Origin of the sequence: Streptomyces cellostaticus (assembly GCF_023630175.1) — a bacterium.
Classification (GTDB): domain Bacteria; phylum Actinomycetota; class Actinomycetes; order Streptomycetales; family Streptomycetaceae; genus Streptomyces; species Streptomyces cellostaticus_A.
Genome location: NZ_JALLIN010000036.1, coordinates 56,513 through 77,217 on the forward strand (window position 1 = coordinate 56,513; position 20,705 = coordinate 77,217).

Genomic DNA, 20,705 nt, shown 5'->3' on the forward strand with positions numbered 1-20,705 from the left:
ACTTCAGTGCTTGCTTCAGGACCGTGGTTGTGCTCAACCCTGCATGCCGAGGGTCGTGCGCTCAGCTCTTTGAACGCCTGGGGTGATCAGCGTTTGATGCGTCCGCGTACGGCAAGGGCGGCCAGGGCGAGGAGGGTGGGTTCGAGGAGGCGGGAGGCCATTTCGATGTAGGTGCCGCTGGTGGTCAGGTCCTGTCCGCTGGAGCGGAACACCACGGAGTTGAGTGTGACGTTCAGGGCCTTGTCGAACCGCTTGCTGGTGAATCTGTCCCCGGTGGGGTTCCGCGGGTCCTTTTTGTCGATCACGAAGGTGGCCGTGCCTCCGCCAGGCGGCACAGTGCCGGTCGCTTGCTGCTTCGGCGAGTCCTGGGGGATCCCGAAGCCCATCAGCAAGGTGATCGTCACCAGCATCGCGGCAGCGAGCCAACCCAGTGCGCGTGAGGCACGCAGGCCGTAGCCGGAGAGCAGCCAGTAGCCGTGCAGCAGGCCGCGTTCGCCGGGCGGGGTGCCGGTGTGGTCGTGGCGGCGCATCTCCATCTCACCGTAGTAGAAGTTGGCCGCTCCCGGTTCGTTCTTGCCGTCCTCGAATGCCTTACGGAGTTGCCGGTAGTTGGCGGCGACATCCTCCGGGCCGGGGGTGAGGGCGGGGTGTGGATGGCGTGGTCCGGTGCGCCAAACGCTGGGCGAGGGCGGCCGGCCCGGGGCTGCGGCGGGCTGCCCGCTCCACAGGGCCCGCCAGTGGTGTTCCTCGGCAAGGGTGCGCCGCCGGGTCCAACGCACCGGACGTATGCCGCGGCGGTGCCAGCGTGCGGGGGGTGGGGGCGAAGGTACAGCGGCCTTCCAGCCGGAGCTGGTCGAGGTGGAAGGCCCCGGTGAACAGGCAGTCGGACAGGTCAGTGTCGGTCAGGACCAGGTGTGCAGCGTCCACACCCTGTACCGAAGCCACCCGTACCTCGGCTGAGCCGTCCAGCAGGCTCTCGTTCACCGGCACCCTCTCGCTGAGGCGGGCCTCTGGGTAGACCGCAAAGGCCGTGGGATGGGTGATGACCGCTACGGGGAAGGACAGCACCGCGTGGCTCAGGTCCACCCGGGCGTAGCGCAGGCGCACGGTCGCCGTCGATTCCCACCGGGTCCGCACACAGAGCACCTCATGCGCCGCGATCTCCAGCGTCACCGGCGCCTCGAACACCGCACCAGACAAATCGACCCTCTGCGCGCATGCCAACGGCCCGAACCGCGACAGCACCGCGAACCGCGCCCCCTTGAACTGGGCGTCGCCGGAGAACCGTGCCTCCCCGAAGTCGGCGTCGCCGGAAAACCGCGCCCTGCCGAACCAGGCGTAGCGGGAGAACTGCGCCTTGCCGAACCAGGCGCCGCTGGAGAACTGCGTCATCCAGAACCCGGCGGTGTCGGAGAACTGCGCCTCGGAGAACCTGGCGTGGCCAGCGAACTGCGCTTCGCGGAACTCGGCGCTGCCGGAGAACTGCGCCCCGCCGAACTCGGCGGCGCCGGAGACCTGCACCTCGTTGAACCACGCCTCGCCGGAGAACTGCGCCCCGCCGAACAGGGCGTCCCCCGAGAACTGTGCCCTGTCGAACTGGGCGGCGCCGAGGTGGGGTCTTTGGGTGGTGGGGTCATGGAGAGCGTGGAGGAGTGAGGTGAGGAGCGGTTCGGTGAAGTGGGTTCCGCGGTGGTCGATGTCGGCGCCAGGCATCAGGCTGGCCAGGTGTGTGTTGCGGTCGGCGTCAGTCAGGTGCGCCAGGCATGCGGTGTGCCCGGGGACGTGGATGCCGGGGCAACCGACGGGGTCGCCGGCGGGATCCGCGCCGTGTGCGCAGTGCGGCCAGGGAGGTGGAGTCGGTATCGGGTTCGACGGTGTGTTCATGCGGGCGGTGGCTCCGATGCTGTGTCTCGGGGCAGGGGCGACGACAGACGTTGTGGTCTCTGTTCAGGTCCTGCCGTCGGGGAAGGAGCTGTACGCCCGCAGGGGCTGTTGCCAGCTTCCCTGCGGGGGTGGCGGGTCGGCCTGGTGGCGAGGCCCACGCCCCAGCTCTCTTCGCTTCCGACAACCCCCTGCCGGCCAGTCGCTCTCCACCAGCCCAGCCTGCCAGCCAAGTGACAAGAACACAGGCAGGTTCAACAAACCGGACATCCACCCGCTGCTCATGACGCCACTGCCCCCCGAGGGCCAGCAGCGAGCCGCCGCAGCGCGACATGCACAGAACCCTGTTCCTGGTTCTCGCCAACATTTCCGCAGCAGCCATCCGCGGTCGTTCGCGAAATCCGACAACAATCGTTTCCGGATGTGGCCTACGTAGCCACAGCCCCTCACCACCACTTCGATAGCGCCATCGGAACAAACCGGATGCCCCTACGGCAGGCGGGTAGCTCATAGTGGACCGACACACCCGTTCCACCCTTCGATGAATGGACGATGCCCGCGTGACGACCGCGCACACCGAACCCCCCACCGACCGCGTCCCGGGGCGGGCCTGGACGATCCGGCTCACCGGGCACAGCGACCGCTCCGCCACCGTCTCCTGCACCACCACGGCCTGCCGGATGCCGCCCCGCTCCAAGGACCTGGCCGCGCTGCGCGCGTTCGCCGCGCAGCACGCCGCCGCGCACGCGAAGGCGGCCACCGTCCGCCCCAACGCCTGGTGCCACTGCGGCTCCACCCGATGCGAGGCACACCCGGACATCCGGACGCACTGCGCCGGCGCCGTGACCCTCATCCTGCGTCACGACCCCACCGTGGGCCGCGTGTGGACCATCGAGGAAGTCTGCGCGGCCTGCGCCCCACTGATCCCGCACACCACCGTCGTCGCCCGCGCCGCGCGCCCCCGCCGAACGGTCGAGCAGCCTGCCGCCGCCGCGGTGCCGGCTCCCGCCCAGCCGGGTGTCCCCGGCGGCTTCTCCTCACCCGGCACAGCGCCCGCCGACGGCGCTCCGGCTCCCGGCCGCCGCTCGGGCCGGCGCACGCCACGCCCCCAGCACCGACGCACCGGCCAACGCTGACCAGCGGCCGGTCCGGGGGAGTACCAGCACACAGTGTCTTTTTGGCCTGCGCTCGAAGAACCTGGTTCAGAACAAGGTGTCCGTGCTCTCGAAATCCTCGAGGGATGCCGGGGCCGGCGTGCGGGGGCGGCGCGGACGCGGGGGCTTGGGGTCCTTCCCGAACAGTGCCTGGGTCCCGCACTCGTCGGGCACGGCGGGCACCGGCCGACACACGGCCGCATCGACCAGGTTGAGCGGCGCGGAGTCGTCGAAGTCGGCGCGCTTCATCCGGGTCCAGTCGCGGCCCTCGGGTATGGCGGTCACCTGCGGCCTCCTGCCTGCGCTCGGGACCGGACGCGGGCGGCGCACCCGGCGGCACTTGGGTGTCCGGGGGCAGTGCCGTGCTGCGCTTGCGCAACGTCGCGAGCCGTTGGTGATCGCTTTCCCTCCCCGGGGACATCTCACCACCCCGAGCGGTCGCGGCCGCCTGCCTGCGGGGAAGCCCGCCCGCCGTCACGGCTGCCGCGCCCGCATCAGCAGCCGGCCGCGTTGCTGTGCCCCGTCACACGGCCGGGCCCTCTTCACCCAGACCCGCCTGCCGGGCCCGGAACAACGAGGTGATCGTCACCGCGTCGGTGATCTGACCGGTCGCCACCATCTGCTCCGCCTCGGTGAAGACGACCAGACGCGCCCGGCGGATCCCGGCGTCGTGCCCGAGCTCGCCCACTCGGTCGATGCGCGCGGCGTACAGCATCACCACCTCGGCCAGGATCGCCGGGTCCGGGTGAACTCGGCCCAGGCCGATCAGGTCCGAGGCGTTCGCCCCGAGCAGGTCCTGCAGCTGTCCGGCCGCGTTCTGAGCGTCGTCCACGTCCGCGGCTCCGGGGCCCTTGACGATCTCCCACTGCCAGGTGCGGGCGGCGTGCCGGAACCGGTCGACGAGCACGACCTGGCCGTCCAGCAAAGGCAGGACGGCCACCGACGGCTCCGGCCGCGCGGGGACGATCCGCAAGCGCATGATGCCGATCGCACCGTCGCCGGACGGACTTGAGAACAACGCGGGGCGGGTGTCACGCAGATGCGCGTACGCGGACTCGGGCGTGTGGTCCATCCGGTCACCGACCTCGGCGGGCAGGGTGAGAAGCGTGGCCCCGGCACGGCGGGCCTCACGCGGCACCTCCCCGGCCCGCGGTGGACAGACCGGCGGCGAGCCCGGCGACGGCCGCGTGCGTATCGGCCTCGGAAGAGGACAACTGCCAGCCGATGGCCGGGTCCTCATCGGGCGGGTTCGGGGCGGTGCGGGGGCTCACGTCATCGGCTGCATAGGGATCGCCAAAGGCAGCAGGTGCCACCCCATCTACGCCCGCCCGAGCCGCCGCAGTCCGCCTGGCCGCCTTACACGCCGCCGGGCGGGACGATCTCCCCGAACAACCCGGCTGCGCCTCCCGTCCCACGGACCTACCTGCCGACCGGGCGCTGCAACCACGCCAGGCACCGGCTGGCGCCCGGCGGATTCGGCCCGCGGGGGAGAGCGAGGCCACGTCGCGGAGCCAGCAGGCGGGACCGCTGCCGCGCCGTCACCGTCGTCGCCGCGGCGGGTACAGCGGTGCGGCCCGGCGGACCCGTGAGACGGACCGGTACGGGGGAACGCCGAACCAGAGGCTGCGACTGATGCCTGATGCCGACCGTGGAAGGGGAAGCGGCGTTGAAGCCGCCTGCATGCCCTGTTGGGCTGTCTCACCCGGCGGCATCCCCGTGCCGCTGCCCATCGCCCGCACGGCGTGCGCCCTGACGAGCCCGCCGTGCGGGCACCTCCCCCCGCGCGCAACATCTCGACTCGACTTCCCATGGCAGAGGCAGGCAGGCGATGGCCCACGCGCAGGTCCGTGACGTCCCCCGCACCACCGACGCGCCGGCCCGCGCACCCCAGCCGTTCCCCCCGCCCGCACCGGCCGACGACCCGCCGCCATCCAGCCCGCCGACCTTCCTCGACGTGCTGCACCACCGATATTGCGGCCGCCTGCTGATCGCGTCGGTGACCGGACGCCTGTCGCTGGGCATGGTGCCCGTCGCCCTGATCCTGGCGGCACAGGCCGACGGCCACTGCCTGGCCAGCGCCAGCCTGCTGGCCGCGCTCTATGGCATCGCCCCGGCGCTCGGACTGCCGCTGCTGGGACGGCTGGCCGACCTGCGCGGCCTGCTCCTGCCCTGCTACCTCGGCGCGGCCCTGGTCGCTTCCACGCTCGGCACCCTGGCCGTAGCGGGCACCACCCACCTGCCACTGGCCGCCGGGTGCGTCGCCCTGGCAGGAGCCGGATGCCCACCGCTGGAGGGCGCACTGCGCTCCCTGTGGACTTGCGTTCTCCCCGACGACGCACACGTACGCACCGCCTACACCCTGGATTCCTCCACTCAAGAGATCGTCTACGTCACCGGCCCCGCCCTGGCCATCGCGACGGCCACCTGGCTCTGTCCGGCCGCGGCCCTCGCCCTGGCCGCCGCCGTCACCGTGGCCGGCTCCCTCGCCTTCGCCACCACCCCACCGGCCCGCACCTGGCGCGCCGCACCACGCCGCCGCGAGCGGCTCGCCGTCCTGCGCCCACCCGCCATGCGCCCCCTGCTGCTCTCCCTGGTCCTCCTCGGCGCCACCGTCGGGGCCCTCGACGTCGCAGCAATCGCCGTGGCCGACCGGCAGGACGCATCGTGGCTGGCGGGCACGCTGCCCGCCGCGTTCTCCGCCGCCGGGCTCCTCGGCGGCGTCCTCTTCACCCGCTTCCAGCCCACCACCGTCCCGCGCCCGCGTCACCTGATGCTGCTGGGTACCGCATACACGGCCTGCTGGCTCCCCCCCCCGCTCGCCCCGCTCCCCGCCTCCGCGGTCCTCCTCCTGGCGCTGCTGCCGGGTGCCGTGTTCGTTCCCCTGCTCACCGTCGCCAGCCTGACCGCCACCGCACTCACCCCGCCGGGCACGTCCACCGAGGCGGTCGGCTGGATGTCCAGCGCGATCCGTCTCGGCCTGGCCGGCGGCACAGCCCTGGCCGGCCCCCTCAGCGGCCACTTCGCCGTCCCGCTGATGGCCGCCGCCGGCTGCGCACTGCTGCTCTGCGCCCGCACCGCACCCGCAGCCAGCCCGGTGTGAGACGAGCCGCCCCCCGGCATGACTTCCGTGAAGCGGTCACGGCTACTGATCAGTGGGTGCTTCGAGTGCTTCGAGGACCTGTCGTACTTCCTGGCGCCACTGGCCGGCGTCGGCGCTGTCCACCCAGCCGGTTGCCATTGCTGATCCGTCGTGGAGAACCCGGTTCAGTGCGAGTCTCGCCGACGCGCCAAGGACGGCGGGCAGTTCGGGCAGCGGTTCCCTGGGGCCGTCATCGGGGTCGATCACGAGGGGACTGTCCGGGAGGGTGCTGGCGACGAGGGCACCGGCGGCCACAGCTTCGGCCCCGTCTGCGCCATCGACCCGTTCTCCCGAGTCGATGACTCGCTGGAATGCCCGCCCCAGCACCTCGATGACCTGCTGGTGAGTGAGTCCCTCGAGCTCATCGACGAAGTCGGCGGCGAGGTCGCTGTCGAAGGGGCCGGTTCCCCACGTTCCCATGCATCGCTCCCGATACGGCTGTCTCGGACGAAGGCATGGTTCCAGGAGCCACTGACATCGGTCCCGGTCCGCCGGACGGACCGGGACCGCGGCGTAGGAGGGGTTTCGTTCCGCAGCCCAGACCGCCGGACCAACTCGCCTCCCACCCAGAGGAATTAGCGGATTCCGTCCACTTCTGTCCCTGGTGGGAGAGGGCCGCTCCTGCTGAGATCGCCTCTGTCCGACGGCGCTGCCGTAGCCCTACGGCAGCGCCCCGACCCAGCGCCCGCCCGGCCCCGCTTATCCATCCCTCCGGGCGGGCGCTGCCGTATCCGGGCCCGCACCGACTGAAGGAGTTCATCCCCGTCATGCACGCACCTTGTCTCCGTGTGCCGTCGCGTCTGGCCGCCGCCGTCCTCGCCGCCACCGCGGTCGGCACCCTCGTCTGCTCCGCCGCTTACGCGGCGCCGGGAGCGGCGGACGGCCACGACGGATTCGGACCGGGCTACGCGATCCCCGACAGCGACGGCCACGCCGCCAGCTCCCACATCGGCGCCTACGGGCCGCCAGGCATGACCGTGTACGGCGACTACGAGACGTTCTGCGCCGATCCGACGCGCAAGGGCCCGGACGCGGCGGGCGGCTACACCGGTCCGGAGACGGTTGAGCACTGGACGTCCTCGGTCACCGGCCGCCGGGTCCCCGACGCCCATCTCGCCTACGCCTCCTACATCGTGGGCAAGTACGGCCAGACCCGGGACGCCGCGCAGGCGGCCGCGGTCGACGCGGCCGTGTACGAGTGGCTGGCCGGCGGCACCTACGGCATCGACGGCGCCCGCGGCAAGCAGCGTCTGGCCTACCCGCAGGTGGCCTCGTCCGCCCGGACGACAGCGCATCGCTTCCTGGCCGAGGCGAAGAAGTACGCGGGCCCCTACCGGCTGACCGTCACCCCGAAGGCGCCCCAGGCCCCGGCCGGGGCGAAGGTGACGGTCACCGTCGCGGTCACCGCCCAGCTCTCCGGCGCCCGGGTTCCCGGAGTGAGGGTCGCCTTCGCTGAAGCGGGCACCCACAGCCAGCCCGGCGAGCAGGGGCAGGTCACCACCGGTCCGGACGGCACCGCCGACTGGGAGTTCACCGCCGACACCAAGGGCACGGCCACCGTCCGCGCCACCGCCAAGGACCTGCCCGGCTCCGCCCTGAAGATCCTCACCCCCCCACGACAGCAGGGCGCAGCGGATGCTGCTGGCCGGTGACACCACCACGGCGAGCGCGGGCGCCGCCATCAAGGTCACCGCCGCCCCGGGGGGTGTGACCATCCACAAGCAGGACCCCGGCGGCGACCTCCTGGCCGGTGCCGCCTTCCGGCTCATCGAGCACGGCAGCGGCCGCGTCGTCGCCGAAGGAAAGACCGGCGCCGACGGCACCCTGGTCTTCGACGGCCTGGAGCCGGGCGTCTACCGGCTGCGTGAGACGGACACCAGCAGCCGCATCCACGAGCGCGTACCGGACCAGGACATCACCATCACCGAGGGCAAGCAGGCGGCCGCCAACCCCCTCACCGTCATCGACCCGTTCAAGCCGGGGGAGCTGCTGGTGAAGAAGACCGACAAGGCGACGGGCAAGCCACTGCCCGGAGCGGTCATCACCATCAACGCCGACACCCTCGACACGCTCGGCAAGCACACCCGGGGCAAGGAGATCGCACGACTGACCACCGGCACGGACGGCACCGCCACGATCAAACTCGACGTGAACGCCAGGAACGGCACCTCGTACTGGGCCAGCGAGACCACCGCACCGCACGGCTACCGGGCCGACGCCACACCCCAGCGATTCACCGCCACCCCCGCCGCCCAGACCGCCGTCACCCTCGCCGACACCAAGACCCCCACCCGCACGCCGGCCACCACACCACCCCCGGCCACGCCCCACCAGCCGACCACGCCCGTGCCGCACCGGCCGGTCACGCCCACCGCACAACTTGCCCACACCGGCTCACCCGGCACCCCCTGGCTCATCGGCGCGGGCGGCGTCCTGGTGGCCGCCGGAGGCGGCGCGGTATGGGCCGGATCCCGCCGGCGCCGCCACCCGCACACCTCCGACAGCCAGTGACCAGCCGCCGGACGGGCTGAGTGACATGGCCGCCGGTCTGGGGCTGGGGCCACTGCCGCGCGCCGTGTTGCTCTGCCCGGGCACCTGCAGGGCTCGGCCCGCGGCCGTCGCGGGTGCCCGGGCGGGCGCAGCAGGGATCAGGCCTCCGCCGGGACCTTCTCGGCAGCGCCCTCGGGGGCCTGACCGGCCTCGCCGTCCGCGGCGGGCGCCGTCTCCGCCTCGGTGTCTGCGTAGGCGGTGTACATCACGCTTCCCTGCTGGCGGGACTTCTCGGCGAGGCCCTTCTTGACGAGGGTCTGCAGGTTGTTGCGCACCGTCTGGGCGGATGTCTTTCGACTGGGGTGGTGCTGCGCGAGCTCGTCGTGGACCTCGCGGGCCACATACGGCTGCCCCGGGGCCGTGCGCAGGATGTCCAGGATGAGCTGCCACAGCGGCGGCCCCGACTTCTCCTCGGCCGCAGCCCTTCCCGCCGGCGCTGGTGCGGCGGCTGCCTGCTGGGCCGGTGCCTTCTCGGCCGTCTTCTTCGCGGTGGCCTTCTTCGAGGCGGCGGTCTTCTTCGCCGGTTCGGCCGACGTCTTCCTCGCGGCGGCCTTCTTCACCGGCTCGGCCGACGCCTTCTTCGCCGTGGTCCTGGTGGTGGCCTTCTCGGCGGTCTTCCGGCCCGTGGTCTTCTTCGCCGGGGCTGTCTTCTTGGCTGCGGCCGCCTTCCTGGCAGGTTGCTCGGGTTGTGCCTCCTCCACCGGCTGGTCCCGTCGCTGCTGGGGAACAGTCTGGGCCGCATCGGCGGCCTCCTCGGCCGGTGCGGAGGTGTCGGCCTGCTCGGCCGCGGCCCCCTGCGGAGCCTCGGCCGCCCCGGTGGCCGGTTGCGCCTCGGGCGCGCTCGACACCGCTCCCGGCAAACTGCCCTGCGCCCGGGCCAACCAGGCTTCCTCTGCCTTGAGCTGATCCAGGCGCTCCTGCAGACCGGCGATCTGCGCGGTGACCTCGCTCTGCTCCCTGCGATTGGCCGCGAGGTCATCGGCGTAACTCTGCGCGTACTTGTTCTGGATGGGCGTCTTCGCGGGCTCGTCGGCCACGACCACACTCCTTGTACCTGGTTGTTGCTGCCGGATGCTAGTCACTACGAGCAAGCGACAGTTGCTCTTCCGCACGGTCACCACCCTCACGGTGAGAGCGGAGACCGTCGCGCTGCCTGTCCCCACGGTGGTTACCACCACGCGGCGGCGGGATTCGTAGCAAGATGCGCCATGAGGTGACGTGACGCGAAAACGAACAGCTCTGGCCGCGTCACGTCACCTCATCACATCGCCTGCTGCGCCTCGGTGCGGGCGGGAACCTACCGGCGAGGGAACTCGGTCGATCCGGACAGGGCCCCGTCGCGCGGGAGCGCGGGGCAAGGGATGAACGCAGCCGCTGGGACGGCGTCCGACCTTGCCTGCGCGGTCATCTCCGCGAAGGAGGCGGCACAGCAACATCCCAGCACCGATGGTGTCCTGGTCGTTCATACCGATCTGCTGCGTGCCCCTGGTGTAGGGGAGGCTCTCCTGGCGATGGCACGCACCGCCGTGAGCGCCGCCGTCTCCAGCCAGTCGTCGGATACCTCCCCGCTCTCTGGGCGAGATGCTGCGCAACGCCCGGATCCGGCGCGGCCTCGGGCAGGGGCAGGCCGCCCGAGCGCACGCCGTCTGCGCGGAATAGGTACACGAAGTGCGCGCTTCAATGCCAGGCGAGATCACCGTCTCCGCCGGCTCTGACGTAGATGGCACTGAGGTCAGGCGAGGGTGTCGCGAAGGTAGGCGGGCAGGGCCTGGCAGATGGCCGGGTCCGCTTTCCAGCCGGGGCCGGTGAGGTGGGCGGGTGTGATGACGCTCTGGCTGCCGTTGTCGGCGCGGACGACGACGCGGAACGTTTCGCCCCGGCTGTCGCGGCCGGCGAGGTACGCGGCGAGAAGAGTCCGGCCCAGCTCAGCGGGATCCGCGTCGGTGGTGGCGCGGCCGAGGTCTTTGCAGATCCACACGTCGCTGAATCGCTCGTGCATCAGGATTTCCCACCGCACACAGCCGGGCATGTCTTCGCCGAACACGATCGCGATCATCCCCCGCAAGCAGCCCTCTCGCACCGCTACCTGCGAGTAGTGGCCAGAAAGCGCGCCCGCACGTGCTCAGTTCGTCAGGTGGGGGAAGCCGTTGCTGCGCAGTCCGTTGCCCGATCTGGTGATACCCGGGCCGCTTGACCGGCGCGGCGAAACTGTCACCGGGCAACGGTGATCTCCGGCAACGGCTGCTGCCATTCGCCCAGTGCGGCAACGAGAGCCCGCCGGGCCAGTCGCCGGGCGCGAATCCACCCTTCATCGACGTGCAACGCGTCTTTCGTCCACCGATCAGCGTTCTCGGGACCGCTCATCTCGCTGAGGACGGCGTCGATTTCCCGCAAGTCGGGCAGGACCCCACGATCGACATACCCTTCCTCCGCCAGGACCTCGGCCATGCCAAAGGCGTGATCGAAGTCCAGGGCGATCTCATCCGTCACCACGTTGTGCCTGGCCAGCCAGGTGATCTGGGTCTGGGGATCGGCTGCCAGCACGGTCAGCGCCTCCATCAGCAAGCGCCGACGGAACGAGGGAGCAGGAGTCTTCATCGCACGATCGTTGCACGCGTCCACCTGCCGGATCCCGCAGACGAGCAACCGGCTGAGCGCCTTCATCTGTGCTTCGCTGAGTACGTTCACGGGCACGCCTGGGCGTTTCAAGGGGCGGGCGCTGCTGCAGACTCTGCCCTTGAGGGAGCGGATAGACGCGGCGGATGCCGTGTCCGTCTTCGAGCGCCGGATCGCCTGGCGTCCGGTGCGCGTTGCCTCGGCTGGTGGTCAGCTTGTTCGGACGGTGGTTCCGTAGTGGTCTGTCTGGCGCAGCGCTCTCGCGTCTTGCGGGGGTGCTGGCCATGTCTGGATGAGGTAGTGCTCGGTGGCTTCGTCGGGGGCGTGGTCGGTGGCAGTGGCTTTGTCCACGAGAACAGGGTCTGGCTCACATTCGGTGGTGACGGAGGGTGTCGCTACCCGAGGAGGATGCGGTGGCGTAGAAGGGCGAAGCCTGCTCGTCCGTGCATCTGGCGCGCGATCCGCTTGGTCTTGGTGTTGACGCCCTCGGTGGGGCCGTTGCTGTACGGAAGTGTGAGCGCGGAGTTCTCCCGCTCCCAGTGCAGAGCCTCCTCCCACCACCAGGCCACGACCGCGTACGCCAAGGCGAACACCTCCCCGCCCTCCACCCCGGCCCGCCCCGCACGGCGCGCCGCCCCCGCCCACCGCCGCTGCGCGGCCGCCACCTCCGGGACGCCGCGCAGGTCGAGGTGTTCCAGCGGCTGGTCGGCGTCCGCGTCCAGCAGCCATCGCCCGTGCCGAACACACACCCGCTGCCAGCGCGGCAGATACCGCACCGCCCGCACCGTCTGCCCGGTGCGCCGCGCGGTGCACAGCGGGCAGGCGAACGCCGCTTCTCCCGCCACCGTGCCCGCCGCACGCCACCGCGCCTGCGTCAGGCCGGCCTCCCGGCCGGTGCTGATCTTGGGATCATCCACGCTGAAAGCGGGCAGGGCGCGGGCCAGCACCGTCGGTTCGACCCCGCACAGTCCGGCGAGCACATCCCGCCCGGCTGAGTTGAGCACGATCTCCGCGTCGGCCCGTACGCCGCCGCCGTCGTCGCGGGCGGGGGAGTTGCGGCACGTCCACAGCCGCAGCACGCCGGCGGCAGGCAGGCCGTAGCGGTCCGCGACCCGGCCGATCAGCGACGCAGTCAGCTCCCCGGCCAGCGGCACGGTCCGTAACACTCCTGCTGTCACAGCTCTCCCCGACGCTCTTTCCTGCTTCCTGCCCGGCGCACTGACCGCCTACAGCTCGAACTGGAGGTCGATGATGTCCTTGAGTTCCACTTCGAGGCCGTGGGCGCGGCGGCCGCCGTCGCGGAAGTACACCTCCCCCAACGCCTCGGCCGCGAGTTCGCGGAGGTCGTCCTCGTCGACCCCGGCTTCCTGGGCTGCAAGGAGGCGGGCGGCGTGGCGGGGCGGCAGGGCGAGGGTGAGGTGACGCACGCGGGACTGGTCGGTGCTGCCGACGGCGGCGGTGTAGCCGAACCGGGCCTGGACATCGATCATGATGCCGCTCGTGGTGGCCGCGGCCTGCTTCGCCCTGGCCCGGATCTGCGGCTGCCAGCGCATGCGGGCCTCACGCTCCAGCCGGTCGGCGAGCTCCGGCCGGGGCTTTTTGATCTGGTTGTTCACATACCGCTCGACGGTGCGCTGGCTGATGCCGAGCAGCTCGGCGACGCGCCGGGTACTGCGCTGGTGCTGTCGGACCAGATACCGCATCTGCGCCCCCGCCGACTTGGGAACGGGACGCGTGAACGCGCCCTGCACCGCCTTGTCGAGCTCTTCCCTGACCGTGACCATCGACGTGTCCCCTTATTCCCCGGTGTCCCTGGCGGTGACCTCGCCGGTCTTGATGTAGCGGGCGAGGTTGGCGACCTTGCCGTCGGCGCTGAGCTGCTCGAGCACGTCCGCCCCCCACAGCACGCTCTGGGTGCCCTCGTGCTTGACCATCCCCGGCGACACCCCCAGCCGGAACGAGCCCGGTACGGTCTTGCCGTCGGCGCCGTAGGGCAGCACGTCCAGCGGGCCGGGCCCGTCGGCGGCGTACACGGCGCAGTCGGAGAGGACCGCGACCGGGTAACGGCCGGTGGCCGCCGCCAGGGTGAGCATCTTGCGGTGCATGTTGACCCGGGCCCGGGAGATGACGGTGGCGCGGATGTCCGGCCGCCACGTCGGCCGGGCGAGCGCGGGCCAGGCCTGCCCCGGCTTCCATCCGCCGCCGCGCGCCTTCTCCTGCAGCTTGCCGATCCCGCCCTTCACGGTCATCTTGACCGCGTCCACGACGATGCCCAGCTCCGGATCACGGCTCTTGTAGCCGTCCATCGCCTCCAAGAACTCCTGCGGAGACAGCTTCTCGCCCACCCCGAGGTCCGCCATGGTGGCGACGTAGGCATCACGCAGCCGCTTGTACCAGCCGTCCAGGAACCGGCCGCTCTCACGGCGCACCCAGGCCTCCAACGGGGCGACGCTGTAGCCGAGTTCGATGGCATACGCCACGGTGGGCGTGGCGTACCAGGCCGGACCGGTGGGGCGTTCGCCGGTCGGCGTGAACGGGCTTGGCAGCAGCGCGGCGTCGAGGTCGCGCCACTGCTTGCCGACCTTCACCCGGGACAGGTCGACGTGGGAGAGGTCGACCAGCCAGGAGCCGGGCACCGCCGCATCGAAGACCGGGCGGGTGACGTGCACGGGCGGCGATGCCAGGCCGACGACGGCGCCGTTGGCGGCCGCGCCGAAGGCGAGGTTCACATCCAGGCCGACCAGGTGGCGCTGCATGCACTCGGCGTCGGTCAGATCCCGCGCCCAGTCGTAGGCCTCTTCGAACAGCCTCTCGCCGGGTCCGCGCACGTGGAAGCGGGGCAGATGGGCCAGGACGGGGTGTCCGTCGATCGCCTCGCACGGCGCCGGGTCCACCGGCTCTGTGCCCAGTGACCCGGGCCGGTGCTCGCGGTGCCGCCGGCCGTCGGCGTCCGGCTCGCTCGCGCGGGTCGGCGGGTTGAGCGCGGTCATCAGCTGCAGCCCCGTCACGGCAGTTGAGCCGACCGGCGTCATCACCCGGGCCGCATACACCCCCAGCACCCGGGCGAGTTCCGCCGGCTCCAACTGCGCGGCATGCCCCCAGGCGCGGTCGTCCAGAGCACGCCATGAGGGGATGCTCAGCTGCACGCAGCTGCGGCGGCTGCCCTGGGCGGGGCGGTAGATCCGCGCCCACGGCCCCAGCCCCCGCTTGGTCAGCTTCCACTCGGCGCGCTGGAGCTGCTTGATGACCTTGTGCCCCTCAGGGAGCCGCCCCGCAAGCCGCTCGGACTCCGACAGGACGGCGGGCAGGCCGTACCGTTCGCACGCGGCCTCGGTGAGCACCAGCAGCGCATCGGCGTCCTTGCCCGAACCGTGCAGCCGCTCCGCCCCGAGCTGAGCCTCGCTCAGCGTCCACTCGACAAGGGCGGGCAGGGACTTGGCGGGCACGTCCAGGATGAGGCCGCCGATGCCGTAGCCGGTCACGTTCCGGTCGGCGTCGGCGTCGAGGACGAGCAGCGGGCCGTGCGCGTACACACCGCCGGGCGCGGGCGTCTTCGCCGGGGCGGCCTTCGTCGCACCCGGACGGCGCGAGCCTTGCGATACCCCCTCGGCGCGCGGGCGTGACACGGTGGCCGCTGCCTGGACGGCCGCTGAGGGAGCGGGGGCGGACTCCTCGACTGCCTCAGCCCCGGTCGCGACCGGGGAGCCGCTCGCCGACGCCGTCGGCGGGCCCACCAGGGGCATCGACGGCGCCGCTGCCGTGGCCTGGGATGCGGGCGCCGCAACGGGCTGTGGCACCGCGGTGTCCTCCTGCTCGGCACCGGCGCTCTCAGGGGTGGGGTAGAGCTTGGCGAGTTGCTCCAGCAGGCGTGCGTACGCCTCCCGCTGCGGCGGCCGCGGCTCGGTCTTGCCCGACTCCCAGTCGCCGACGGTCGCACGCCGCACGCCCAGGGCGGCTGCTACTTCATCAAGGGTGAGCGCATGCGCCTGGCGCAGCCGCCTGCGCTCCGCCGGCTGCGGCAGCGGCGACCGGGACGCCACGAGCGCGTCAACCGCGTCGAACAACTCGGACATGAAGCACCTCCGCCCCTACCCTACTCCACGAACCGGACGCATTGCGTACTTCCAGCGTGCAAAAACCGTGCGTTTCCCGTACTGGCAGTATGCGGGGTGATACGGTGCCCGCACGGAAGGCCCACCGGACACCTTCCGAATCGGATCAGGAAGGCTGAAGGACCTTGGCCGCCGTTCCCGCACGAGGCCGACCCCGAAGGGCGGTACTCCACCCCGACCAGACCGAAGCCGTCTCCCGCCTCGCACGCCACCTGCACCGCCCGGGCACGCGCGGGCTGTTCGTCTCGGCGACGGGGACGGGCAAGACGCTGACCTCGATCCGGGTGGCAGACGAACTCGGCGCCCGGCTGGTGCTGTTCGTGGTGCCCACCTTGGACCTGGCGGCGCAGACGGCGCTGGCCTGGCGGGCGGACGGCCACAGCGAGCACATGGTGATCGTGTCCTCCCTGGACACGAACGCCCGGGAGGATCTGGTCGCGGCCCGGGTGATGTCGACGACGAGCCCGCACGCGCTGGGCGGGCTGATGTCGGTGGTGGGGGAGGGGCCCGACGAGATCCGGGCGTTGACGGTGATCTGCACCTACGACTCGCTGAACAAGATCGAGGAAACCCAGAAGACGGGGTACGCGGTGCCGCCGTTCGACCTGGCGGTCATGGACGAGGCGCACCGGATCGCCGGCCGGGCCGACAAGAAGTGGGCGATCGTCAACGACGCCCAGCGCATCCACGCCGACCGCCGCCTCTACATGACCGCCACGCCCCGCATCTTCGCCGCGCCCGAGCTGGCGGAGTCCGCCGACCTCATCCGCCCGCGCCGCCGGCGCCTGCAGGGCCCGGAGGTGGATGCGTTCGCCAACTCCATGGACAACGAACAGGTGTACGGCAAGAAGGTCGTCGAATACCCCCTCGCGAGGGCCGTGGAAGACGGCCGAGCTGCGGACTACCGGATCGTGGTGCCCACCCTCACCGACACCGACCTGCGCCGCCGCCTGAACCTGCCCGCCCCCGGCACCACCACCGGCGGCACCGTGGCCCAGGAGGAGAAGGACGACAGTGCACTGCGCACCACCGCCCTGCACCTGGCCGTCCTGCGCGCCATGACCGAGCACCGTCTGCAGAAGGTCCTGGTCTACTTCAACCTCGTCTCCGACGCCCGCCGCTTCACCCGCGAACTCCCGCACACCCTGCGCATGCTGGCCAAGACCGACCCCGACCTCGTCCCCGGCGTCGACCCGAAGCTGTTCTTCGCCCACGGCGAGCACACCCCCGCCCAGCGCGCCGACATCTTCACCCAGTTCGCGGCCGCCGACGTCGCGATCCTCGCCAACTCGCGTCTGATCGCGGAAGGTGTCGACATCCCGAGCGTCGACGGGATCGTCTTCGCCGACCCCACCCGCAGCGTCATCCGCTGCGTCCAGGCCCTCGGCCGCGCCCTGCGCCTGGACGTCTCCGGCAAGACCGCCTCCCTCATCGTCCCCGTCTACATCCCGCCGGGCGCCGACGGCGAGAACGTCCTGGGCACCGCGTACGAGCCGGTGTGGGCAATCGCCTGTGCGCTGGCCAGCCACGACCACCGCATCCTCGAACGCCTCCCGGACAAGGCCAACCGGCTGCCGAAGGAGACCAGCGACGTCATCGCGCGGCGCTGGCACTTCGACTTCACCGTCCACCCCGAACGCATCGCCCAGGCGATGGACCTGGTCTCCTTCGACCCCCGCGACCAAGGCGTCTCCCGCGCCCGCCGCCTCGGCCTGGCCGCCGCCCGCTCCTACCGCGACCAGTACGGCCACCTCGACGTCCCCGCCGACTACACCGACCCCACCGGCTACCGCCTCGGCACCTTCATCACCACCATGCGCGACGCCCGCACCACCGGCCGCCTCGAAGCCGACTGGATCGCCGAACTCGACGCGCTCGGCATGATCTGGGACAAGCACGACGCCGCCTGGCGCTCCCGCCTGGCCGCCGCGGCCGACTACCACCGCACTCACGGTCACCTCGCCGCCCCCGCCACCACCCCCGTCGGCGCCTGGCTCGCCGAACAACGCCACCTCGCCACCAAGGGCGAACTCGACGCCGCCCGCGCCGAGGCCCTCACCGCCCTCGCCGCCGACTGGCGCCTGCCGCACGGAGCGGACTGGCACCGCAAATACCATCTGCTGCGCGCCCACCTCGCCTCCGGCGCCGACCCCGCCGCCCTCACCCGCGACACTCAGCTCGGCGGCGTGAAGATCGGCTCCTGGCTGAGTCGCCAGCTCACCACCTGGGCGGCCCTTGCCGACGGTCAGCAGCAGCTGATGACCGCGCTCGGCCTCACTCCGGAGGCCAACCCGCTGGCTCCCGCCCGCCGTACCCGCCGCACGTTCGAGGAGACCGTGCAGTTGCTGGAGCTCTTCCTGCACCGCGAAGGCCGCATCCCCGCCGCCCGCGAGAGCATCCGCGTCGACGGCGACACCGTCAAGCTCGGCGCCTGGCTCGCCAAGGCCCGCCACCGGCACCGCGCCGACCAGCTCCCCGACCACCACGTCCGCCTGGTCGCCGCCCTGTTCGAGGGGGACTGGACGGCCGAGGACGCCGTGCCGGCCGTTCTGGTGTAAGCCCTGCCCCCACTGGTGCGGGCACAGCCGAACGAGGTTGCCGTCCGTTCAGGGGGTGGGGTTGGTGGCTTGTCGTCGGGTTTCGCGCAGGTGGAGGTCGATGTAGCGGGCGAGGGCCAGTGCGTCTTGCGGGTCGTCGGCGTGGAAGGAGACCCGGCGTAGCAGTTGCACGCTGTCGAGTGCGACGTCTTCGCGGGCGAGGACGAAGAGGAGGGTGAGGAGGGCGGAGCGGGCGTTGCCGTCGTCGAAGGGGTGGAAGAAGCACACGTCGAGGAAGGCGCGTGCGGCCCGGGCGGTCAGCGGCAGGGGCCGGGCTGTGTCCTTGGTGCTTTCGGCGAGGCAGGCGTCGAGGCGGGCGCGGGTGTCCGGGGCGATGCCGTAGCGTTCACGGCCGCCTTTGGCGAAGGCGGGCAGGGTGCGCAACGGCGGCAGCCCGGGTGTGGCCAGGACGTGTTGTTGCCAGCGCTGGATGAGGTCGAAGTCCAGCCGGGCGCCGCTCGCGGCGTCGGCCCGCATCAGCTCGAGGGCGGTGAGCAGGCCTCGTCCGCGGGCGGGGTCCAGGATCGCGTCGAAGGTGCGGATCTCCTCCGCCATTCCGTCGCGCACGGGTATCACCGGCGTGTCCCCGGTGCTGTCGGCGGCCTCATGCCACGGCACCTCGTCCCGCACGGCGAGCCAGCGCTTGAGGTGGTCGGGCAGCGGCGACTGGGCGGCTCGGGCGGCCGCGTCGGGTCGTACGGCGGCCGCGAGGCGTTCGGCGATGTCCTCGACCAGCGCCGGGTCGGGGCCGGTCCAGCTTTCGAATCGGCCGCCGATCGTCTGCTCCACGAGGTGCTCGGCGTCGTCGGCCGGGATGCCCCAGCGGCTGAGGAACCAGCCGAGGACCTGGTGGCAGTGTGCGTACCAGCCGCTGCCGCAGCCGGTGCGGTCGGTGACGTGCAGGATGAGGTTGCGGGCGGTGCGGTCCCACAGGATCCGCTGGTCGTCGATGCTGGCCAGGTCCAATGGGTAGGCCTCGAACCGTGCGGCTAGGCTTTCCAGCCAGTCCCGCCACTCCCGCAGTGCCGCGGTGACCCGGTCGAGGGTTTCGTCCGGGGTGGTGACCGAGTACTGGGGACGGGACCAGTTGCCGACCGGCCCTCCGTCGAAGTCCCCTTCGTCGTGCGCCCATCGCCAGCCGGCGACCCAGCGGCCGTAGTGCTCGGCCAGTGCGTGGGTCATGGCGTCGGCCCAGGGCCTGGCCTCCTCCCAGCCCCAGTCGCATAGGACCCGGTCACCCGGCGGTAGGTCGGGGCGCCGGGGTACCCGCTGGGCCGGGGCGAGCGATCTGACCACCTGCGCCGCCGCCTCGCTGTCGAACGGATGACGGGCGGGGTCCACCTCGTCCCAGGTCAGGATGCGAGGTGAGAGCTCTACGAACACCGCGCAAGTCTCTTGCCTCACCCGTACCGGTTCAACCCGATTACCGAACCGCGCCGGAGCACCCGCCAGGCCGCACCGGGAACGTCTGGCGTACTTCTATGCGCGTCGGGATGCGGCAGGTGTGCCGGACCCGGATGCTCACCATGCGGCGTTGAACAGTGCGTATTCGAGCAGGTCGGGTGAGGCGTCGGACGGCCAGCCGTCGGTGGACGCTGCCTGGTGGGCGGCGGCGTGCAGGAACGAGAGGTAGACCTGGTAGCGGTGGGGTGACCAGTCCTGATCCCTCCAGACCCAGGCGGCGATCGAGCCGTCGGGGTCGTGGCCCGTTTCCCGGCCAACCTGTGAGGCCAGGGACCGCATGCGCCGGGCCAGGACGCGGTCGAGGACGAGCGGCTCGGGGCCGTTCGCCGGCGGGACTGTCTTGCCTGTGAAGTAGAGGAACTTGGTGAAGAAGGACGGCCCGAGCCCGGGAACGCGGCCGCGGAGTGTCGCGTAGGCGGCTGCTGCGCTGTGCTCGCTCAGTGCGGTGACCGCATCGGCCAGTGCCGCTTCCAGGTCGTCGGCGGCCAGGATCGTTCGCAGCGTGGCCGGTCCGCTGCCGCCAGGGGAGCCGCCCTTGCCCTTCCCCCACACATAGGTGGCCACGAGGGCCTCTGTGAAGGCTTCGCGCCGCAGTGCGTCCTCAACGATCGATGTCACCTGCGCCCGGCTCACCGCGGCGTCACCGTCGCCGGAAGAGGAGGCCAGGGCTGCGGGCCAGGACGTGATCTGGGCCCACCGGCTGGGCGTGTAGCGGACCGTGTGCGCGCCGGGCGTCTTGTCGGGCAGCCGTGCAGCGTTCTCGCTCCACCACCGGGCAAGCGCCCGTAGAGCCTCGTCGGGTAGCAGGCGCTTGGCCATTTCCCGGTCCACCGCATCCGCCCGGTCCTGTCTGCTCACAGCCCGCCCCCATGGATCCTGCTCCCACCTGTGCCCCCTGCACTAGCTCGCGCGGGGCAAGGACTCGAAGATACGGGCCCCCACCGCGCCCCGCGCCCCAAACACCTGGACGCCGTGTGCTGAATCCCCACACAAGCGGCGTCGGGCGTCCGGTGTTCGAAGGCGCCGACTCGGTTGCGCCACGTCGGTGTCCGTGCGGAACGCGGTGCGGCCGGCTGGGTGTCGTCATCGTGCGGTGCCATGCGGCAGAGCCGCCCGGCAGGACGGTCCGGTGCTCAACTGGTTACGCAGAGCAGCCATGTTGTGCTAGTTGTGGGATCTTGCTTGTCCAGCC

16 protein-coding genes and 2 pseudogenes are annotated in these 20,705 nt (G+C 71.6%); 5 read left to right on the top strand and 13 right to left on the bottom strand.

Annotation, left to right across the window (positions count from 1 at the left end):
* Positions 1-86 precede the first annotated feature (86 nt).
* A pseudogene (locus tag MXD57_RS31845) lies at positions 87-1,713 on the bottom strand (pentapeptide repeat-containing protein).
* Between the two features lie 713 nt (positions 1,714-2,426).
* On the opposite strand from MXD57_RS31845, the gene MXD57_RS22425 reads away from it, so the two are divergent.
* Positions 2,427-3,017, top strand: a complete 591-nt coding sequence (locus MXD57_RS22425) for a hypothetical protein (protein WP_250403548.1) — start codon at positions 2,427-2,429, stop codon at positions 3,015-3,017.
* A gap of 66 nt (positions 3,018-3,083) precedes the next feature.
* Here MXD57_RS22425 and MXD57_RS22430 read toward each other — a convergent pair whose 3' ends face one another.
* The 3 genes from MXD57_RS22430 to MXD57_RS22440 all read right to left on the bottom strand — a co-directional run bounded on the left by MXD57_RS22430 (position 3,084) and on the right by MXD57_RS22440 (position 4,306).
* Positions 3,084-3,320 carry a hypothetical protein gene (locus tag MXD57_RS22430; RefSeq protein ID WP_250403549.1) on the bottom strand — a complete coding sequence of 79 codons (237 nt, stop codon included), beginning with the start codon at positions 3,318-3,320 and terminating at the stop codon, positions 3,084-3,086.
* Between the two features lie 238 nt (positions 3,321-3,558).
* Positions 3,559-4,173 carry an NUDIX hydrolase gene (locus MXD57_RS22435; RefSeq protein WP_250403550.1) on the bottom strand — a complete coding sequence of 205 codons (615 nt, stop codon included), beginning with the start codon at positions 4,171-4,173 and terminating at the stop codon, positions 3,559-3,561.
* A complete protein-coding gene (locus MXD57_RS22440; RefSeq protein WP_250403551.1) occupies positions 4,163-4,306 on the bottom strand; it encodes a hypothetical protein in 144 nt (47 codons plus the stop codon). The genes MXD57_RS22435 and MXD57_RS22440 overlap by 11 nt, the downstream gene beginning before the upstream one ends.
* A gap of 557 nt (positions 4,307-4,863) precedes the next feature.
* Between MXD57_RS22440 and MXD57_RS22445 the strand changes: the two genes are divergently transcribed.
* On the top strand, positions 4,864-6,135 hold the full coding sequence (locus MXD57_RS22445; protein WP_250403552.1) for an MFS transporter: 1,272 nt from the start codon (positions 4,864-4,866) through the stop codon (positions 6,133-6,135).
* Between the two features lie 42 nt (positions 6,136-6,177).
* On the opposite strand, the gene MXD57_RS22450 is transcribed toward MXD57_RS22445, so the two are convergent.
* Positions 6,178-6,594 carry a DUF4259 domain-containing protein gene (locus MXD57_RS22450; protein WP_250403553.1) on the bottom strand — a complete coding sequence of 139 codons (417 nt, stop codon included), beginning with the start codon at positions 6,592-6,594 and terminating at the stop codon, positions 6,178-6,180.
* Positions 6,595-6,941: 347 nt separating this feature from the next.
* Between MXD57_RS22450 and MXD57_RS22455 the strand changes: the two genes are divergently transcribed.
* A complete protein-coding gene (locus MXD57_RS22455; RefSeq protein WP_250403554.1) occupies positions 6,942-7,826 on the top strand; it encodes a hypothetical protein in 885 nt (294 codons plus the stop codon).
* Entirely contained in the window at positions 7,810-8,685 is an 876-nt protein-coding gene (locus tag MXD57_RS22460; protein WP_250403555.1) for an MSCRAMM family protein, read from the top strand. The genes MXD57_RS22455 and MXD57_RS22460 overlap by 17 nt, the downstream gene beginning before the upstream one ends.
* A gap of 137 nt (positions 8,686-8,822) precedes the next feature.
* Here the strand turns inward: MXD57_RS22460 and MXD57_RS22465 are convergent, their stop codons facing one another.
* The 6 genes and pseudogenes from MXD57_RS22465 to tap form a co-directional block, all read right to left on the bottom strand.
* Positions 8,823-9,761, bottom strand: coding sequence for a BlaI/MecI/CopY family transcriptional regulator (locus MXD57_RS22465; protein WP_250403556.1), 939 nt, complete (start codon positions 9,759-9,761; stop codon positions 8,823-8,825).
* Between the two features lie 695 nt (positions 9,762-10,456).
* Complete coding sequence (locus MXD57_RS22470) at positions 10,457-10,780, bottom strand: hypothetical protein (protein ID WP_250403557.1); 324 nt, start codon at positions 10,778-10,780, stop codon at positions 10,457-10,459.
* A gap of 155 nt (positions 10,781-10,935) precedes the next feature.
* Positions 10,936-11,412 carry a hypothetical protein gene (locus MXD57_RS22475; protein WP_250403558.1) on the bottom strand — a complete coding sequence of 159 codons (477 nt, stop codon included), beginning with the start codon at positions 11,410-11,412 and terminating at the stop codon, positions 10,936-10,938.
* A gap of 668 nt (positions 11,413-12,080) precedes the next feature.
* Positions 12,081-12,518 (bottom strand): annotated as a pseudogene (locus MXD57_RS22485) (DNA-binding protein); the annotation flags it as partial.
* A gap of 48 nt (positions 12,519-12,566) precedes the next feature.
* Positions 12,567-13,124 (bottom strand): telomere-protecting terminal protein Tpg, encoded by a 558-nt coding sequence (tpg, locus tag MXD57_RS22490; RefSeq protein WP_250403559.1) that lies wholly within the window; start codon positions 13,122-13,124, stop codon positions 12,567-12,569.
* Between the two features lie 12 nt (positions 13,125-13,136).
* Complete coding sequence (gene tap / locus MXD57_RS22495; RefSeq protein ID WP_250403560.1) at positions 13,137-15,413, bottom strand: telomere-associated protein Tap; 2,277 nt, start codon at positions 15,411-15,413, stop codon at positions 13,137-13,139.
* A 164-nt stretch (positions 15,414-15,577) separates the two neighbouring features.
* Here tap and MXD57_RS22500 point away from each other — a divergent pair, with 164 nt between their 5' ends.
* Positions 15,578-18,010, top strand: coding sequence for a DEAD/DEAH box helicase (locus tag MXD57_RS22500; RefSeq protein WP_284505927.1), 2,433 nt, complete (start codon positions 15,578-15,580; stop codon positions 18,008-18,010).
* Between the two features lie 48 nt (positions 18,011-18,058).
* Here the strand turns inward: MXD57_RS22500 and MXD57_RS22505 are convergent, their stop codons facing one another.
* Together MXD57_RS22505 and MXD57_RS22510 are read right to left on the bottom strand one after the other, a co-directional pair.
* The gene (locus tag MXD57_RS22505) at positions 18,059-19,432 is read right to left on the bottom strand and encodes a Fic family protein (RefSeq protein ID WP_250403561.1); all 1,374 of its coding nucleotides are present in this window, start codon (positions 19,430-19,432) and stop codon (positions 18,059-18,061) included.
* A 138-nt stretch (positions 19,433-19,570) separates the two neighbouring features.
* On the bottom strand, positions 19,571-20,371 hold the full coding sequence (locus MXD57_RS22510; protein ID WP_250403562.1) for an 8-oxoguanine DNA glycosylase OGG fold protein: 801 nt from the start codon (positions 20,369-20,371) through the stop codon (positions 19,571-19,573).
* Between the last annotated feature and the right edge of the window lie 334 nt (positions 20,372-20,705).

Excerpts from the sequence above, each read along its gene's own strand:
- MXD57_RS22455 (WP_250403554.1), top strand. The coding sequence starts at position 6,942 with ATGCACGCACCTTGTCTCCGTGTGCCGTCGCGTCTGGCCGCCGCCGTC.
- MXD57_RS22470 (WP_250403557.1), bottom strand. The coding sequence starts at position 10,780 with ATGATCGCGATCGTGTTCGGCGAAGACATGCCCGGCTGTGTGCGGTGG.
- MXD57_RS22460 (WP_250403555.1), top strand. The coding sequence starts at position 7,810 with ATGCTGCTGGCCGGTGACACCACCACGGCGAGCGCGGGCGCCGCCATC.
- MXD57_RS22445 (WP_250403552.1), top strand. The coding sequence starts at position 4,864 with ATGGCCCACGCGCAGGTCCGTGACGTCCCCCGCACCACCGACGCGCCG.
- MXD57_RS22425 (WP_250403548.1), top strand. The coding sequence starts at position 2,427 with ATGGACGATGCCCGCGTGACGACCGCGCACACCGAACCCCCCACCGAC.
- MXD57_RS22450 (WP_250403553.1), bottom strand. The coding sequence starts at position 6,594 with ATGGGAACGTGGGGAACCGGCCCCTTCGACAGCGACCTCGCCGCCGAC.
- tpg (WP_250403559.1), bottom strand. The coding sequence starts at position 13,124 with ATGGTCACGGTCAGGGAAGAGCTCGACAAGGCGGTGCAGGGCGCGTTC.
- tap (WP_250403560.1), bottom strand. The coding sequence starts at position 15,413 with ATGTCCGAGTTGTTCGACGCGGTTGACGCGCTCGTGGCGTCCCGGTCG.